At 42.8% G+C, this 16,551-nt stretch carries 18 protein-coding genes; 9 read left to right on the forward strand and 9 right to left on the reverse strand.

Going from position 1 to position 16,551, the window contains the following annotated elements; all coding sequences use genetic code 11:
• Window positions 1-160: 160 nt before the first annotated feature.
• The 3 genes from L884_RS21790 to L884_RS0105115 are packed head-to-tail and all read right to left on the reverse strand — an operon-like array spanning window position 161 to window position 3,122.
• Window positions 161-664 (reverse strand): GtrA family protein, encoded by a 504-nt coding sequence (locus tag L884_RS21790; RefSeq protein WP_051435546.1) that lies wholly within the window; start codon window positions 662-664, stop codon window positions 161-163.
• On the reverse strand, window positions 649-2,067 hold the full coding sequence (locus L884_RS0105110; RefSeq protein ID WP_028766476.1) for an ArnT family glycosyltransferase: 1,419 nt from the start codon (window positions 2,065-2,067) through the stop codon (window positions 649-651). Before L884_RS0105110 ends, L884_RS21790 begins: the two co-directional genes overlap by 16 nt.
• On the reverse strand, window positions 2,067-3,122 hold the full coding sequence (locus L884_RS0105115; RefSeq protein WP_028766477.1) for a glycosyltransferase family 2 protein: 1,056 nt from the start codon (window positions 3,120-3,122) through the stop codon (window positions 2,067-2,069). Before L884_RS0105115 ends, L884_RS0105110 begins: the two co-directional genes overlap by 1 nt.
• A 130-nt stretch (window positions 3,123-3,252) precedes the next feature.
• Here L884_RS0105115 and L884_RS0105120 point away from each other — a divergent pair, with 130 nt between their 5' ends.
• The 3 genes from L884_RS0105120 (at window position 3,253) to L884_RS0105130 (ending at window position 6,040) form a co-directional block, all read left to right on the forward strand.
• On the forward strand, window positions 3,253-3,942 hold the full coding sequence (locus L884_RS0105120; protein ID WP_028766478.1) for a response regulator transcription factor: 690 nt from the start codon (window positions 3,253-3,255) through the stop codon (window positions 3,940-3,942).
• Window positions 3,936-5,297, forward strand: a complete 1,362-nt coding sequence (locus L884_RS0105125; protein WP_028766479.1) for a sensor histidine kinase — start codon at window positions 3,936-3,938, stop codon at window positions 5,295-5,297. Before L884_RS0105120 ends, L884_RS0105125 begins: the two co-directional genes overlap by 7 nt.
• Before the next feature lie 167 nt (window positions 5,298-5,464).
• Window positions 5,465-6,040: a GAF domain-containing protein gene (locus L884_RS0105130; RefSeq protein ID WP_028766480.1), complete on the forward strand. Its 576-nt coding sequence runs from the start codon at window positions 5,465-5,467 to the stop codon at window positions 6,038-6,040.
• 33 nt (window positions 6,041-6,073) lie between these two features.
• Here the strand turns inward: L884_RS0105130 and L884_RS0105135 are convergent, their stop codons facing one another.
• Window positions 6,074-6,667: an esterase/lipase family protein gene (locus tag L884_RS0105135; RefSeq protein ID WP_028766481.1), complete on the reverse strand. Its 594-nt coding sequence runs from the start codon at window positions 6,665-6,667 to the stop codon at window positions 6,074-6,076.
• Window positions 6,668-6,831: 164 nt separating this feature from the next.
• Here L884_RS0105135 and L884_RS0105140 point away from each other — a divergent pair, with 164 nt between their 5' ends.
• The 4 genes from L884_RS0105140 to L884_RS0105160 all read left to right on the forward strand — a co-directional run bounded on the left by L884_RS0105140 (window position 6,832) and on the right by L884_RS0105160 (window position 11,457).
• Window positions 6,832-7,869, forward strand: coding sequence for a class I SAM-dependent rRNA methyltransferase (locus L884_RS0105140; RefSeq protein WP_051435547.1), 1,038 nt, complete (start codon window positions 6,832-6,834; stop codon window positions 7,867-7,869).
• A 347-nt stretch (window positions 7,870-8,216) separates the two neighbouring features.
• Window positions 8,217-9,386 carry an MFS transporter gene (locus L884_RS0105145; RefSeq protein WP_028766483.1) on the forward strand — a complete coding sequence of 390 codons (1,170 nt, stop codon included), beginning with the start codon at window positions 8,217-8,219 and terminating at the stop codon, window positions 9,384-9,386.
• A gap of 455 nt (window positions 9,387-9,841) precedes the next feature.
• A complete protein-coding gene (gene rlmC, locus L884_RS0105155; RefSeq protein ID WP_028766484.1) occupies window positions 9,842-10,978 on the forward strand; it encodes a 23S rRNA (uracil(747)-C(5))-methyltransferase RlmC in 1,137 nt (378 codons plus the stop codon).
• Window positions 10,979-11,247: 269 nt separating this feature from the next.
• Window positions 11,248-11,457 carry a TOBE domain-containing protein gene (locus L884_RS0105160; protein ID WP_028766485.1) on the forward strand — a complete coding sequence of 70 codons (210 nt, stop codon included), beginning with the start codon at window positions 11,248-11,250 and terminating at the stop codon, window positions 11,455-11,457.
• 69 nt (window positions 11,458-11,526) lie between these two features.
• Here L884_RS0105160 and L884_RS0105165 read toward each other — a convergent pair whose 3' ends face one another.
• The 4 genes from L884_RS0105165 to L884_RS0105180 form a co-directional block, all read right to left on the reverse strand.
• Window positions 11,527-11,853: a hypothetical protein gene (locus L884_RS0105165; RefSeq protein ID WP_028766486.1), complete on the reverse strand. Its 327-nt coding sequence runs from the start codon at window positions 11,851-11,853 to the stop codon at window positions 11,527-11,529.
• Between the two features lie 111 nt (window positions 11,854-11,964).
• Window positions 11,965-12,504 (reverse strand): NifB/NifX family molybdenum-iron cluster-binding protein, encoded by a 540-nt coding sequence (locus L884_RS0105170; protein ID WP_028766487.1) that lies wholly within the window; start codon window positions 12,502-12,504, stop codon window positions 11,965-11,967.
• A gap of 2 nt (window positions 12,505-12,506) precedes the next feature.
• Window positions 12,507-12,797 (reverse strand): DUF134 domain-containing protein, encoded by a 291-nt coding sequence (locus L884_RS0105175; protein WP_028766488.1) that lies wholly within the window; start codon window positions 12,795-12,797, stop codon window positions 12,507-12,509.
• Window positions 12,798-13,060: 263 nt separating this feature from the next.
• Window positions 13,061-13,852: an AraC family transcriptional regulator gene (locus tag L884_RS0105180; RefSeq protein WP_028766489.1), complete on the reverse strand. Its 792-nt coding sequence runs from the start codon at window positions 13,850-13,852 to the stop codon at window positions 13,061-13,063.
• Between the two features lie 111 nt (window positions 13,853-13,963).
• Between L884_RS0105180 and L884_RS0105185 the strand changes: the two genes are divergently transcribed.
• Both L884_RS0105185 and L884_RS0105190 read left to right on the forward strand, forming a co-directional pair.
• Entirely contained in the window at window positions 13,964-15,118 is a 1,155-nt protein-coding gene (locus tag L884_RS0105185) for a multidrug effflux MFS transporter (RefSeq protein ID WP_028766490.1), read from the forward strand.
• A 207-nt stretch (window positions 15,119-15,325) separates the two neighbouring features.
• Complete coding sequence (locus tag L884_RS0105190; protein ID WP_028766491.1) at window positions 15,326-16,006, forward strand: YoaK family protein; 681 nt, start codon at window positions 15,326-15,328, stop codon at window positions 16,004-16,006.
• 12 nt (window positions 16,007-16,018) lie between these two features.
• Here the strand turns inward: L884_RS0105190 and L884_RS0105195 are convergent, their stop codons facing one another.
• The gene (locus L884_RS0105195) at window positions 16,019-16,513 is read right to left on the reverse strand and encodes a peptidylprolyl isomerase (RefSeq protein WP_028766492.1); all 495 of its coding nucleotides are present in this window, start codon (window positions 16,511-16,513) and stop codon (window positions 16,019-16,021) included.
• Window positions 16,514-16,551: the final 38 nt, after the last annotated feature.

Genomic DNA, 16,551 nt, shown 5'->3' on the forward strand with positions numbered 1-16,551 from the left:
GCTAATCTAGAAACTAAAGACTATCGAGACTAGCGGTTTTTGAGCGAGAGCAAAACCTTCAATTAACATCTTGCAACACATTTGCAACAACCTTTGTTGCAATCAGGCCTTTAAAGACGAAATCTAGCACTAGGCTTGCATATACTAAGCAATGATTAACCTACTGTTGCGATTCAATATTATTGAAAGTCCAATAATTAGCACCTAACCAGTTAACAATTAATCCCGCTAACACACCTAACGCAAAACCAATAAAATTAGCAACTGTTAAATTAGCAACTTGCTCAAACAACACGGTATTGACAGCATAGAACGTTAATAAGTTCATTGAAGCTGCGGCAATTGCTACAGATAAAGATTTCGTTAACTGCTTAAGTTTCGGTTGAGCAAGGCGCCTGCTAAACGTCCAGTAACGATTAACTAGCCAAGATACAACGACAGCAATTAAAAATGCGATGCTTCTGGCAAGCATCAACTGTAACTCAAGCAGATTGGTCAAGATTAAGAACAGGCTAAAATCAACAACAAATACGCCAGCACCAACCAGTAAAAAACGAATTTTTTCAAGGCGACTGCAACTTAACCTAAGACTAGATTGCGGTCGCCCTCCGTGAGGTTGAGCTGCATTATCAAAGCGCTGCAACGGGCTTAATCGCGATGACATTGCAATAGATCTCTTCTGCTATTACTCGCTACGACTCGACAACTGCCAAACTTCGATGGCTCTAATCGATTGGCAATGACCAGATAAAACCCTGATGCGTCTATCTCCGCCATATTAGTGATCTTGTCGGCTGTACCTGCACTATAAAATCGTCCAGAAAAGGGTTGCTGTTGCCAATAATAAGTCGGTAAATCATAGCTACGCTGGGCTAACAACCAACGCTCACTTTTATCTTTCCCCACATCAAAGTGCAGCACTGCGACTGTCAGCAATAATAATGCTGGAATACAAAGCGCGATGACATTCAGGCCAGGTAGCGCTTTGTTACGCCACGCATAACCTAAAAATAGCGCAAGCCCTGGGATCCCCGGTAACACATAAGCGGGTAAGATGTTACCTGCAAAGGTAAACAACACCATTGGCGCTATCATCCAACAGATAAAAAAACTGGCTAAGCCTTGCTGGTTGTTGCTAGCAACGTCTGCTTGCTGCAACTCATCGACATTCAGCTTTGACTTGTCTTCGGTAACCACTTTGTAGATAGCAAAAGGCAAAAACAGCGACCAAGGCATTGCAGCCATAACGAAATAGAGCCAAATCGTACCTCTAACTTCATCATGGGCGCTGCCGTACAGATCCCCCTGCCAACCACTATCAACAAAACGTGAAAAATGCTCACCAATAATAAAGTAATTTAAAAAACCCGGTGTTGTTTGTTCAGCAATCACATACCAAGGTGCAGCGATTGCTAACATGAGTAGACAGCCGCCCACTAACGGAATCCTGCGCCATAGCTCACGCCACAACTTTAACGGCCCATAATGCCAAAGTAACCATAAGCCGCTGCCAAGTGCGAACAGCACTATGGTGACAGGACCTTTAGCCAATAGGCCAATGGCTAAACCAGCAAAGCCTGCATATCCCCACAACTTGTCACCCTGCCAACAAAGATAAAAGCCTATCATTGCCAAGGTTAGGCCTAAAGTGAGCGCCATATCAGTCATTACAGCACCTGCACTGATAGTAAATACCACTGTTGACGCCAGAATAATCAGTATTGGCAATACCGGTAAGTTAACTCGTTTAGTAAACAGGCCGACTAACAATAAAGTCAGTACTGCCGCTAACCAATGTGGAAACCTTACGGCAAATTCATTGACACCAAATAACGTGATAGCGCTAGCACTCATCCAAGTATGCAATGGCGGTTTGCCCCAAAATGGCACGTTATAATCGAACAATGGCGTGATCCAGTTACCTGTTTCAACCATCAACCTTGCCATCTCACCATACCTAGCTTCCGTGGTATCCATTAGCGGGTACCAAGGCAATAGCAACATTCTGGTTAACACTACAACCAGCAGAACCCCTAGGCCTACTCGCGTATCTACAGCCTTGAGCATTACTTGGCCTCCAAGTAACTAACATTGGAATGTTTAGCGGCAGCCGGCACAGGTGATACATTGTTGCGGGCTTTAACTTGCGCCAAGGACTGCTTATAAGCGACCTCTTCAATTAAATACAGTGGCCGCTGTTTAACCTCAACAAACACTCGCCCTAAATATTCACCAATTAACCCAAGCGCCAGAAGTTGGATCCCAGCAAGTGCTAGTTGCACCACCATCAACGATGGATATCCGGCAACGCTTTCACCAAAAATCAGGGTATTAGCAATAATCCAGCCGCCATATGCAAAAGCACTTAACGCAGTAAACACGCCGCACCATGTCGCCAACCTTAATGGCTTAAAGCTAAACGAAGTAATGCCATCCATTGCCAAGCCAAATAACTTGCCGTAGTTCCACTTGGTTTCACCAACAAAGCGCGGATCACGATCAAACTCCAAGGTTTTCTGTGAAAAGCCCGGCCAACTGAATAAGCCTTTCATAAAGCGATTACGCTCAGGAAGTTGTTTGATACTGTCGATGACTTGACGACTCATCAAACGAAAATCGCCCACATTTTCCGGAACAGGAGAGTCTGATACCCAGTTCATTAATCGGTAGAAACATGCCGCAGAAAAGCGTTTAAACCAAGTTTCGCCCAAACGTCGTTTACGCTTCATATTGACAATGTCATAGCCAGCCCGCCACTGAACAAGCATGTCAGGGATCAACTCAGGTGGATCTTGCAGATCCGCATCTAGCATGATGACCACGAGCCCTCTAGCCTGCTCAATACCAGCAGACATTGCAGCCTCTTTGCCAAAATTCCGGCTTAACTTAATGCATTGATATTCATTATCGACCAGTGGTAACTCACTTACCTGCTGCCATGAGTCATCACTGCTGCCATCATCAACAAAAACAATTTCGCTGCGCTCATCGAGAGTCGACAACACCTTAGTCAACCGCTCAACCAGTGGTTTAATCATTAGTGATTCATTAAACAGTGGCACGACAACAGATAAACAAATCTCGGTACTACTAGCGCTTTGACTCGGCGAAGAATAAGGCATAAGTTTGTCCTAAAACGACTATATTTCGCGATAGCATGCCTAAGTTGAAGTGAACAAAATGTCATTGACATTTTTTCGACATAAAAATGCTAAAATCAACTTTCTAAACTGCAGTTACGGTCCAGAAGTGATGACAATTAAACTACTGATAATTGAAGATAATAGCGATGTCGCAGGGATCCTTGGTGATTACTTTGAAGCAAAAGGGATGGAGCTGGATTTCGCGGATAATGGTGAGCTTGGGCTATCATTGGCACAAGCCTTTGACTTTGATGCCATCATTCTTGACCTCATGTTACCAAAGCTCGATGGTCTGAGCCTTTGTAAAGCACTGCGTTCACTGGGCTGCAGCACTCCAATCTTAATGTTAACTGCACTAGACAACAAAACCGATCTATTAACAGGCTTTGACTGTGGCGCCGATGATTATCTTGGCAAACCATTCGATTTAGATGTCGTTGATGCACGTGTTCAAGCACTAGTAAAACGCCATCGTGGAGAAGTCGCCCAAGGCCTATTAAAATTCGGTGATATCGAGATCAATATCGCCAAACATCAAGCATCGCGTCAGAATATGCTATTGGCACTCACTCCAATCACCTATCAGATTTTACTGTTGCTAATGAAAAACGCTCCCAATATTGTTAAGCGAGAACAGATCATCGAAGAAATCTGGGGGCAATCACCACCTAGTAGCGATATTTTGCGTAGTCATATGTATCAACTGCGTAACCAGCTAGATAAACCCTTTAAGCAACCTATGCTTGCTACTGTACCTAAAGTAGGATTTCGCCTACAACTTGGAGAAAACGCGTGCTAAGCAGCCTTTTCAATCGTGCACCATTAGCAGTTAGCCTGCCACAAAAGCTGCTTATCTATTTTAGTACGATAGCCTTAATGATTGGCCTGACTATTTATGTCTTTATGCTAAGCATAATGCAGTGGATCGAAGATGAAGTTAATCAGCACGAACTTGAAGCCAGTGCACCGTTTGCTATTAGTTTATTTCAGCAAGGCGCAAGACAGCCCCTGCAAATAGGCCTTCACGTTCAAGCATTTTACTCCCATGACTTTATCCCTGAAGCTTATGGCGATCTTAGCCAATTCCCCGCAGGTTTCTCAGGTGAAGTCGTTGATCGTAACCAAACCGGATTATTCTATGAAATATTTAGTTTTAAGCTATTTAATAAAGACGAATTAAACGCGGAAAAAGAGCTATTTTTATATCGTAGTGAATTCTTACTCGATGGAAAAGTGCAGCCGCTCTACCTTGTTATGCCAGCAGACAATGTCGAGCTAAGCGATGCTGAGTGGCAATCTATCAATCTATTTGTATTAATCTTTATTGGGGTACTTTTCTTATTATTTGGCTTTGCGATTCATAAGCTGAGTCAACGTTTAGTCGAGCCTGTCGATCAGCTCGTTAAGCAATTAAAGTCGCCAGCAGAGCACCCTAAATTTTCGGTGCCAAAACAGTCTGCAGCTGAGTTTAGTCAACTTAGCCAGAGCCTAAATGATTATCGCCAGCAAAATGAAATGATGATCAAACAAGAACAAGCTTTTGCTCGCTACGCAAGTCACGAGTTGCGCACCCCTATTACCGTAATTAGCGGTGCCGCTAAGCTACAAGAACAAAATGATGCCCCAGCATTTCAAGCCCGGCAGCGAGATAGAATACAAAGAGCAGCACATGAGATGCAGCATACCGTTGATGCACTGCTGAGCATTGTTAAACAAGAGAAAGGTACCGTTAGCCATCAAGCAAGGCGACTAGAGCGTGCCGAGATAGAACAAATCATTCAGCCACTCATCTTACTTGCTCAAGCAAAAAAAATAGCACTGACTATCGACTTTAAACAAGCACCACTTATCAAGCCAACACCAGCGGTTTTACGCATGTTGCTCAGTAATATTGTTACCAATGCCATTAATGCCAGTGACTCAGGGCAAATCCAGGTAATCGTAGATACTGACTATATTTCAATAAACGATAATGGTCGTGGTTTAACCTCATCACAACTCGAACAGCATAGTGAGCAATATAATGGCCACGGACTAGGTTTGCTGATTGTAGACAGTTTATGCCAACGCTATCACTGGCAGTTCAGCCTCAAAGAGATTGAACCGCGAGGCTGTCAAGCTAAGCTCACGTTTCCGCAACTCGATAACACTTAACTAACGCAATAGTGGCTGTGGTACTCACTAGCAAATACGTTATTTTTATTATAAAAATTCGCGTTAATCGCCAAACTCTATTAAGTTTTAAAGACATATCAAGGAATATTTCTGTGCTAATACCAATCGGTATAAGTGTAAGAAATTAAGATAAAAAGAAGGCAAGTATGGCCCTAATCGACACTAAAGAGATCTACATCCATGAGGATATAGGCGAGAGCTGGCAAGAGATTGTGAATCTTATTTCAGAGATCTCAGCCATTCCTGCGACATTAATCATGCGCTTACACCGTAGCGAAATTGAGGTATTTACTCGTAGTCAAACACCTAATAACCCCTACACTCCCAGAGAAAGAGAACGTATAGGAATAGGGCTATATTGCGAAGCCGTCATCAACGGACGCAAAGAACTTATCGTCAATAACGCACTTGAAGATCCTGATTGGTGTCATAATCCAGATATAAAACTCGGCATGATCGCCTACTTTGGTATGCCACTACATTGGCCAAATGGTGACATATTTGGCACTATTTGTATGTTAGACAACCAACCTCAGCAATTTGATAACCCAACCAAACAGTTACTGCGACGTTTTCAAGCAATTATAGAAACCGATCTGAACAAGGTTTATCAACAAGCTATACTTGCTAATGAAAATAAGCAGCTGTCAAAAAAAGTTGCCGAACAAACACGCGAGTTAGAACTACTCCGTAATAGTCACACCCAGCAAAACAGTGCTTAATTGTTACAGCAGCTTTAACGTTATTGAGTTCGCTTAGCACTCGTGAGCACTATCATCGACCAACTTAGAGCAAATAGTCTGCGCAATACGTCGGCTAAAAATCACCGATAAGTGCAGCACAATAATAAAGCTTTGATTATCAGCAACTCGCCATATGGAACTAGAGCTAGGCACGATAGTAAAATCGATAGGTGTACGATAAGAATAAAGTTTTACCTTCTTTAGCTGGGATTCCGAACTAGCAAGTTGCAGCAATAACTCACTGTTTGGCCTTAGCTGTTTAATCCCTTTTGAAGGGTAAGGTAGGTAAGCTAAATAACTACCATGATGAGGCGCAGCAAGACTAAAAAACTGCCTAACCCGAGTAGCACCCCCTAAATATTGTAAATAGTAACGACTCACAATCGCGCCCATACTAAAGCCGATTAATGTAATCTCGCTATCGCAGCCAAAAAAAGCATCTATTTGCTCACTCAAATTAGCAGCCGCATGTTCAATACCAAGCCGACCATCAAAAGGGCTAATAGTCGGACTAAAACACTCATGCCCTGCTGCCTGTATGCGCTTTTGTAATACGCGCATAACATGCCCAGTATTAAAGATGCCGTGAACTAAGACAACTTTCATATTGCGACCCTTAAGTTAGAAATTAACAACCGCACTTCTCAAGTGAATAATACCCTAAGGGATAGTCACTGACAGTAATTAAGCAAGATTAGCAGTATTTATTAACGCATTTTTGCTATTATTACTCGGTCATCCTGACACTATTTCAAATGAGCTCAATATCTATGTCGATCACTTCATCGGAGCAAAACACTTTGCCTCTTTCTCAAGCGCTAAGCCAAGCTATAAATAAACGCGCTGACTTTTTACAGCAAGCCGCAGATCAACAAACGGATTGTTTTCGCCTATTTCACGGTACGGTCGAGGGGTGTAATGGGCTCAATATCGATCGCTACGGTAATGCTTGGCTGATCCAAAGCTTTCATCAATCACTTACAGAATCAGAGTTATCAGAGCTAACAGCACAACTAAATCAAGTTGCCGAGTTAGCGGTGATCTATAACGATCGCTCCAATAAAAACTCAAGGGTACTCAATACCTTAGTCGATGAGCTACAAGAGTTTGCGACAAGTGAGCAGCAAATGCAGGAAAATGGCATTAAATTTACCAGCAAGCTACGTCATGAAGGCCAAGATCCATTACTGTTTTTAGATATGCGCATAGGCCGCGAATATGTCGCAGCCAATAGTGAAGGCAAAACCGTACTCAACCTATTTTCCTACACTTGCGGCATTGGCACAGCGGCGGCGGTTGGCGGAGCAAAACGCGTCGTTAATGTCGATTTCTCCTCTTTTGCATTGGCTGCTGGACGTAAAAATGCCGCACTAAACCAAGCGGAAGATGTGTGCGAGTTTATCCAGAGTGACGCTTTCCCTGCCTTAAGACAGCTTGCAGGCCTTAACGTTGGCGGTAGACGTAATCAAAGGCTACCCGCTTATCCCAAATTAGCAGCGACTCAGTTCGACCTGGTGTTTCTCGACCCACCTAGATACGCAAAAAGCCCGTTTGGTATCGTTGATCTAATCAATGATTACCAAAGCCTATTCAAACCAGCCCTACTCACCACTAAAGCAGGTGGAACGATAGTTTGCTGTAACAATGTTGCCAAAGTTGACCGTGAAGCTTGGTTTAACAGCTTAGTTCGCTGTGTAGAAAAACAGGGCCGTAAAGTAACAGAGCACACTTGGTTAGATTGCCACCAGGATTTCCCTTCGTTTGACGGTAATCATCCGCTTAAGATTGTGGCGCTACAGTTAAGCTAGCTCGGCAAAAAAAAGCGACGTTAACGTCGCTTTTTAACCACCTGTTAACCATATAAGCACCAAACCAAAATAAAACACAATAATTAACACTTAGTTTATTAGACGAACAGCATCAAACACTTAGGTCAAAGTGATTGCAAAAATCACAGTGAGAGCAAATTTCACCCGACTACCAATACAAACTAAAAACCAACAAATACAAACACTTAAAACCAAACAAACCTGTAATTATTTTTTTTATTCATTCGTACATAAATTAAGCTTTACTTTCCAATTTAAAAGCATAAAATCCGCGAAATCAGACCAACACTCAAACTTTCAAAAGTATCAATCTACAGGAGATAAAGGTGGACATTTCTGCCTGCAAACCACATAAAAACAGTACGTTCGTACCTGTTACTGGTTTATCGTTTTTTGCTATCGCATCTGGTTTCTTAATGAGTCTTATTCCATTGTCACTTGCTTCATTTGGCATGGATAGTTCATTGGTCGCTTGGTTGGCGAGCATCTTCTATTTAGGCATTTTAGTTGGTACGAGCTGTATTCAAACAATTGTGGCAAAACTAGGTCATCGTTTTTCGTTGATCCTATTTTTAGCATTACTTACTTTAACTATCGCAGCCATGCTCGTTATGCCAACAGCTAAAGTCTGGTTAGCGGCACGCTTTATTGCAGGTTTTGCCGTGGCCGGTGTATTTGTTGTAGTAGAGTCTTGGCTACTAATGGCTGATAGCGCTAAACAAAGAGCAAAACGTCTTGGCCTATATATGACGTCACTCTATGGCGGTAGTGCACTTGGCCAGCTAGCTATTGGACCGCTAGGTGTTAATGGTGTAACGCCATTCCTTTGGGTTATCGGTTTACTTATGCTAGCCATTTTGCCACCACTTTTAATTAAAAAAGGCCAACCTGAAAGCTTAGAGCATAAAAAGATCAGTTTAAGAGAAGTGCGTAAAATTAGCTTGCCTGCTGTCATTGGCTGCCTTGTGTCAGGCATGCTACTAGGCCCTATTTATGGCCTAATGCCTAGCTATATTAACGGTCAATTTGATAGCACTGAGCGAACAGCATTTTTAATGGCGGTGATCATTTTAGGTGGTATGTTAGTGCAACCATTGGTCAGCTACCTATCAACTCGAATTGGTAAAAGCCTATTAATGGCGCTATTTTGCTTACTAGGTACTATCGGTATTGTCGGTATCGCTGATGGTAGTTCGATTGCATTTATTACAGTAAGTTACTTTTTATTAGGTGCCAGCTGCTTTGCGCTTTATCCGATTGCCATTTCACTTGCTTGTGAAACGATGGCATTAGAGAAAATCGTCGCCGCAACCGAATTAATGTTGTTGAGCTATAGCGTAGGCTCAGTATTTGGCCCTGTTATTGCGGAACATAGCAGTACATCGGCACACTCGTTAATCACCTATTTAGCTGTGGTATTGTTAACCACTTCTATCTATATGTTGATTAAGAGCGTACAAAACACTCGCAGTGGACATACACCAGCGATTGGATAACCACTACTGGTATTATCATTATCTAAAAGCGCAGCAATAGCTGCGCTTTTTTATAAAAAAACACTAATACCAATTAGTATAAAGATTTGCTCGCTCAGCGAGAGTTTAGCGGCACTTAGACAAGTGCAACGAGTGAAGAGCATAGTTGAACTAGGTTCAAGCTTCCTCTTTATTATCAAGAGTAGCAGGATCAGCGCCGCTAAAACTCGCCATTCTGGAGCGTTTTTGGCTGCCTACTTCTTCGTTGAATAACTTCACAAGGGAGCAACCATTCTTTCAGTTATCCGCCTTGAATTAGTTTGCCAAAAAAGCTCTGAGTAGATCAACTTCTCATACTAATTGGTATAAAATATGTCTAGATGTTTAGCGTGGTCAATTATTCAAGCCCTGTGCTCTTTAACACGCTAAAATCATCGTCCAATATCGTGCAGCTAACGCTTTAGAGAACCCAATCAGTGAAATGTGCCTACTTTGATCAACAACAGTGTCTTTCTTGTGTCAATATTCAGCAGCCAATGCCCGAGCAAGTTAACGCTAAGTCGCAAGTATTAACCCAACTACTCAGTGACTTTGAGGTCGAGCAGTGGCATCAACCTGTTTTTGGCCCTGATAGTGGCTTTCGCAATAAAGCCAAAATGGTGGTACTTGGCGCTGCACATCAACCCATTTTAGGCATTGTTAGCCCAGACGGAACTCCTGTTAGCTTGTGTGACTGCAAGTTATACCCTGCTGATATGCAGCAATTGCTGCATCGTCTTGAGTTGTTTGTACGTCAGGCTGGGATACCGCCTTACAATGTTGAAAAAATGAAGGGTGAACTCAAATTCATTCTACTCACTCGTAGCCAAATTAAAGGTGAGTACCTTTTACGCTTTGTGCTTAAATCACACAAATCTATTGAACGTATTGAACGTGAGCTACCTAAGTTATTATCTGAGTTTCCACAAATTAAGGTTGTTTCAGTAAATATACAGCCAACTCATATGGCTATTTTGGAAGGTGAAGAGGAGATCTTTCTCAGCGAAGAAACACGCCTAGCGGAACAATTTAACGATGTACCTTTGTTTATTCGCCCAAAAAGCTTCTTCCAGACCCACCCGCACATTGCTGCGCAACTTTATCAAACGGCTCGAGAATGGGTCGCAGAGTTAACCCCTGATTCATTATGGGATCTATTTTGTGGTGTTGGCGGCTTCGGTTTACATTGTGCATCAAAAGAGATCGCCTTAACTGGCATTGAGATCTCAGCTGAAGCCATTACCTGTGCAAAAATTTCGGCACAAACAATGGGCTTAGACAAAGTTGAATTTACAGCATTAGACTCAACCAGTTTCGCCACGGGACATGATGCCGAAGATAAGCCAGATGTTGTAATAGTCAATCCGCCAAGACGCGGGATCGGCCAATCTTTATGTGAGTCATTAACCGCTTTTGCTCCAAATGCCATTTTGTACTCAAGTTGCAATCCACATACCCTTGCTAAAGACTTAGCCCATATTAAAGGCTACCGTATTCACAAGGTGCAGCTTTTCGACATGTTCCCACATACAGAGCATTTCGAAGTACTCGTCATGCTAATAAAACAAAGCTAAATCTAAATCTATTAAGGCCTAGCAGATTTGCTAGGCCTTTTTGCTGCCTGATTTCTGCAAACTCGTATAATAATCCAACTAAAATCACCAGCAGCTTTATTAGCATTTATTAAACATTAGTACACATAATGAGACTAACATCACAAAAAACGCTTCACAGAACCGTCAAATGTGATGTAAACCAAGATAACGCGACATATTGTCCATTTTCGATATCATTATAAAAATAAGCCAATTATAATAATGACTTAACTACTAAGGATATACTTATGAAAATCAGCGCACGTAACACTCTTAACGGTACTATCAAGTCAATCGACGAAGGTTCAGTAAACAACGAAGTTGTTATCGAACTAGCTCCAGGTGTTGAAATCACTTCTGTAGTAACTAAAAAATCTTGTGAGCAACTAGGTCTAGTTGTTGGTGGCACTGCATACGCTATCATCAAAGCAAGCAACGTAATGGTTGCTGTTGACTAAGCTATTGCTTAAAAGAAAGCCGCAAACACCTCAGTGCTTGCGGCTTTTTTGTATCTAAGAGAGACGATTCTACTGCGGACTAATCAACGCAACTATCGAGCCAATAATAATCAAAGACACGCCAAATAAAATAATGTATTTCACACGTGTTGCATGTTTATAAGCCAATAACCCAGCATACTGAATATCGATATTTTCAGATCGCTCAAAGCCTCGGCTCAAGGTCCATGCAAATAAGTTCATTCGCTTAAATGACAGCCGTGAGCGACTTTTTTGCTTGGTGAGCATTTGCCAACATTCAACATCATGCCGCTTTAATGCTCGTCTCAATTCAGGTAAATCCATCAAGGCCAACCCGAGAACGATCAGTCCCATACCAATAACGAGTACAGCCATAACGCCCTCCATTGACGAGAACAGCCTTTAAATGCACATTAATTAAGCACTAACATGAAATATTTGGCACACAATGTAAAGCCCGACAAACGACTATCTAGCCTTTAAAGGCTATTTTACCACTCTAAAGCCCGCGTACTGCACGCTGGCACTCGCTTGCCCCTTTACAGAATCAACAGCCGATAGGTGCTGAGGAACATGTAACAATCTTGGCTCTAATACGCTAGAAGCCGCTTTTTTACCGCCACAACCACAACCACCGCTGGAGCCACCACAACAACCACCTTTTTTATCATGGTTAATTGATTTTCTTCCCTGGCTCGCATCGAGTAAGCGGGAATTTAAATCTTTAGCTGTAGTAAGTAATTCTTTAATAGTCAGAGAGTTATCCGCCTGACTAACACTGACACCCGCATCAAGTAACTTGCCAAGCATACGCTCACCAATAAACTGCACCACAACAATGTCAGCCTTTTGCTCAGTAATAAGGTTTAACATGGCCTTTTTAGCACTGCATCCACCATTGCCAGCTACAGCGGGGTTAGGATAGCGCGCAAGCAATTGCTGGCTATCATCATAAAAGGCGATATCAGGTGCTTTGGTAAAATGCGTAGCGAGTCGATCTCGGCTCATAGGGATAGCAATAATCATGGTTATTCCTTGTTGATATTTTGGGGTAATAAAAGCGCTTGCCCTTGTGTCACTGCTGTTGCCACTTTCTTACGGGCACTCGCTAATAAATAACCAAAAGTCTGCCTAGAGATCCCCATAGAAGCCGCTGCTTCTATCTGACTCATTTTCTTCACGTCACCTAAATGTAAAGCTTCAAACTCATCGGCTTCTAATTGAATTTTTTCAAGCTCAGTAGAAGGAATGCCGTTAGGTTTAAATAGGCTACAAGGCACGCAACTCGATAAATGACGACACTTTTTAGGTCTAGACATATAAATCGCCTTAGTTATTTCATCAGACACAATCAGCAACTCACTGTACTGGTAGTAATACCAATCAGTATAAGTTTATGGCCTACGCCAATAACTATATTATTTGCCAAGCTTAACGACTAAACAGTGGCTTAAGTCACACTAGGAAATATTGCCAAAGCCTAAATAAGCGTCAGTACACAAACAGATGAGAATAAAGGAAATCGTCGAACTGATAGATAAAAAACACTGTAAAACAGACACTTAACCAATAGTAATTAAATTTAATTACGCAGCTTAAAATACTGACTTGGCGTGCTGCCCATATGCTGCTTAAAAAAACTGATAAATGCGCTATCGCTGGCAAATCCAAGTGCAAATGCCACCGTCGACACACTTGCACCTTCAGCTAGCTTCTCGATGGCTGAATGCAAACGCCACTGCTGTCGCCAAGCCTGATAGCTCATACCTGTTTGCTTACTAAAAATTCGCGAAATCGTCTTTTCACTGGCACCGATCTCATTGACCATCTTGTTTAACTGTTCAGCTTGATATTTGCCGCTCTGCAAACGTTGTAACCACGCTTGTAAACGCTTATCACTTGGTATTGGTAACAACAGCTTTAACTCTTCAGCTAAGTTAAACTCTTCAATAAATAGTGCCGTAAGCTTAGTTTGCTGATGGCTCGGCATAGTCCATGGCCACATAGCCATGCGCTCAATCAGTGCAGCGAGTAAAGGGTTAACCCCGACTAGTTTTAGCGAACACGGAAGATCGGTGAACAGCTCGGTATCAAAATAGATTGATCGATAAGCCACTACATTACGCATCTTTGCACAGTGCTCTACTCCAGCTGGGATCCACGCAGCCTTAGTGGGTGGCAAAACACACTCAAGCAAACCGGACTTAGCATCATTGACGGTAATAGACATACATCCACGCGGCGCATACAAAAGCTGCGCCTTTTGATGTTGGTGCATTCCTGAGTCATGTTGACCCACATCGGCAGCAATACCAACAACACTTGCGGGAATACTGTCTGCGTCAAAGCCCGTTGTATGATCAATGATTGCCATTAATTGGTTGTCCGATTTCAGCAGTTTTTAGTCTTTATCATTGTAATAGTCCAAAAACAAAATCTCTACACTCTGCCGCATCAGAGACCAAACTAAACAATGGCAATTATCATGAAAAATAAACCCAATATCTGGCTGATCATCAGTTTGATGATGTTTCCACAAATCGTAGAAACCATCTACAGCCCAGTACTTCCAGAGATAGCAATGGCGTTTAGCGTTAGCCCGCAGGCCGCTTCACAAACGCTATCCATTTACTTTGTCGCATTTGCGTTAGGCGTTATAACCTGGGGCTACTTGGCCGATAAGCTAGGTCGCAGACCTGCGATGTTACTTGGTCTGACTTGCTATGCAGCAGGCTCATTGATTGCTCTTGCAAGTACAGAGTTTCAATACCTGTTGCTTGCTCGCAGCTTAAGTGCATTTGGTGCAGCGGCGGGGTCAATTGTGACACAAACCATACTCAGAGATGGCTTTGAAGGGGCGGCATTAAGCAAAATATTCTCAGTAGTGGGGATGGGGATAGGTGTAAGCCCAGCACTGGGACTGATTTTAGGCAGCTTACTTGCCAGTGAATTTGGCCATAATGGTGTATTTCTAACCCTTGCTGTTATCGCTGCACTGTTAATTTTCGCCTGTAGTTGGCGATTGCCAGAAACCCAACCAGCAAATGTACAACACAGCAAGCTTAAGCCTCTAGTACTAAAAATGTGCCGAGACAGCATGCTATGGCGCAATGCGCTGTTAGTGGCGAACTTTAACCTGATGTTATTTGGCTACTATGCCCTTGCGCCCTTTATGTTTAACCAAATTGGACTGAGTGAAAAGCATTTTGGCGCCAGCGGTATAGTACTCGCGTTAGGGGTGCTAATTGGTAGCGCGACTAATAAACATCTACTCAGTAAAGGGTTACTAGCAGAGACCTTAATCTCCATTGCCTGCATGATCGCATTAGTCGGTGCTGTTGGAGTATACCTAACTCAGTCTAGTTGGCTTTTCTTACTGCCTATGATGTTGGTCGTCTGCGGATTTGGTATCGGCATACCTAATATTTTAAGCTTAGCTTTAGCCGACTATAGGCAAGCATCAGGTACTGCAGGAGCACTGTTTGGCTTAGCCTACTATTTGCTACTAGGTGCGGGGTTAGCGCTTGCCGCTATCAGTCACAACCTAGCCAATTTACTTTTGGTCACAGCGTTACTGAGTACCTTGCTGGCACTAAAAAAGCAGTCATCCAGAGCAGTAACTCATTTTAATAACGGCTAATTTAACTTCTAGTCAAAGGTGAGTGAACCAGATAAAACCCAGTACTTTTGCGATCTAGATGGCAGTTTAGTATGTTAAACGGAGGCAAAATATAGCGCTTATACATTAAGTTTTTGCAGCTACATATCCACCAACAACACACTCAATGATTGGCACGCTTTCTCCTTGTCAGTGGCGCTAATCATTGAGAGCAACTAAGGCAAAACCGTGATTTCTAAACTACCTCGATGGGTTGAATATGGTGCGTTCATTCTGGCTTTTACTGCTGGTAGCGTAAATGCTATCGGATTGCTCGGTTTTGAGCATCAATCTGTTTCTCACCTATCAGGCACAGCAACCTTAGTTGGTACTCAGTTATTTAGCTCGTCACCCACGGTACTGTTTCACCTGCTCGGTATTTTAGTCAGCTTTATGCTTGGTGCGACCCTCTCGGGGGCATTCCTATCAGGCAGCAGCGTCAAATTAGGTCGTCATTACGACACTTTACTGCTGATTGAAGCTGGCTTTTTATTATTGGCAATATACCTACTGCAAGGTGGCACTTATTACGGCCATTACATGGCCTCTGCCGCCTGTGGTTTACAAAATGCCCTGGCTACAACCTACAGCGGTGCTATTGTGCGCACCACACATGTTACAGGGATCTTTACCGATCTCGGCATTATGCTAGGTGGCACATTCAAAGGTGAAAAATTTGATAAGCGTAAAGCCATTTTATTTATGCTGATTATCGCAGGCTTTGTCTCTGGCGGTGCCTTAGGCGCTTTGCTATTTGCCAAGTTGCAATTTTTCGCTCTGCTGGCACCAGCAGCAATTTGTATTGCGCTAGCCATTAGCTACCGCTTCTATAAAATCTACACCCGCCCCAAAAATCAAATAGACAGATAGCCAGTTAACTCACTATAGATTGATGGTGACTTTTTCGATAACAATCGCTTCTCTTGGCACATCATCATGCTCGTCAACTGAGGTTGTTTTTGCACGGCCAATTTTGGTAACCACATCCATACCATTAGTCACCTGACCAAATACCGCATAACCCCAGCCTGCGTTGGTCGTTGCCGTGTGATCTAAAAAGTCATTGTCCGCCAAATTAATAAAAAATTGAGCTGTTGCGGAATGTGGTGCGTCGGTGCGCGCCATAGCAATGCTGCCACGGACATTTTTCAAACCACGATTAGCCTCATTGACGATCGCCGCTCGAGTCGGCTTCTCATCCATATCCACAGTAAAGCCGCCACCTTGGATCATAAATCCTTTAATCACGCGGTGAAAAATCGTGCCTTCAAAAAAGCCATCTTGGCAATACTTCAAAAAATTCTTCGAACTTACCGGTGCTTTGTCAAAATTGAGTGTTATCTCGATATCACCCAAATTAGTTGTAAAAATTATCATCACTCGTCCCCTAATCAGAATTGGCCGCGAAGGTACCA

Source organism: Shewanella fidelis ATCC BAA-318 (assembly GCF_000518605.1).
Lineage (GTDB): Bacteria > Pseudomonadota > Gammaproteobacteria > Enterobacterales > Shewanellaceae > Shewanella > Shewanella fidelis.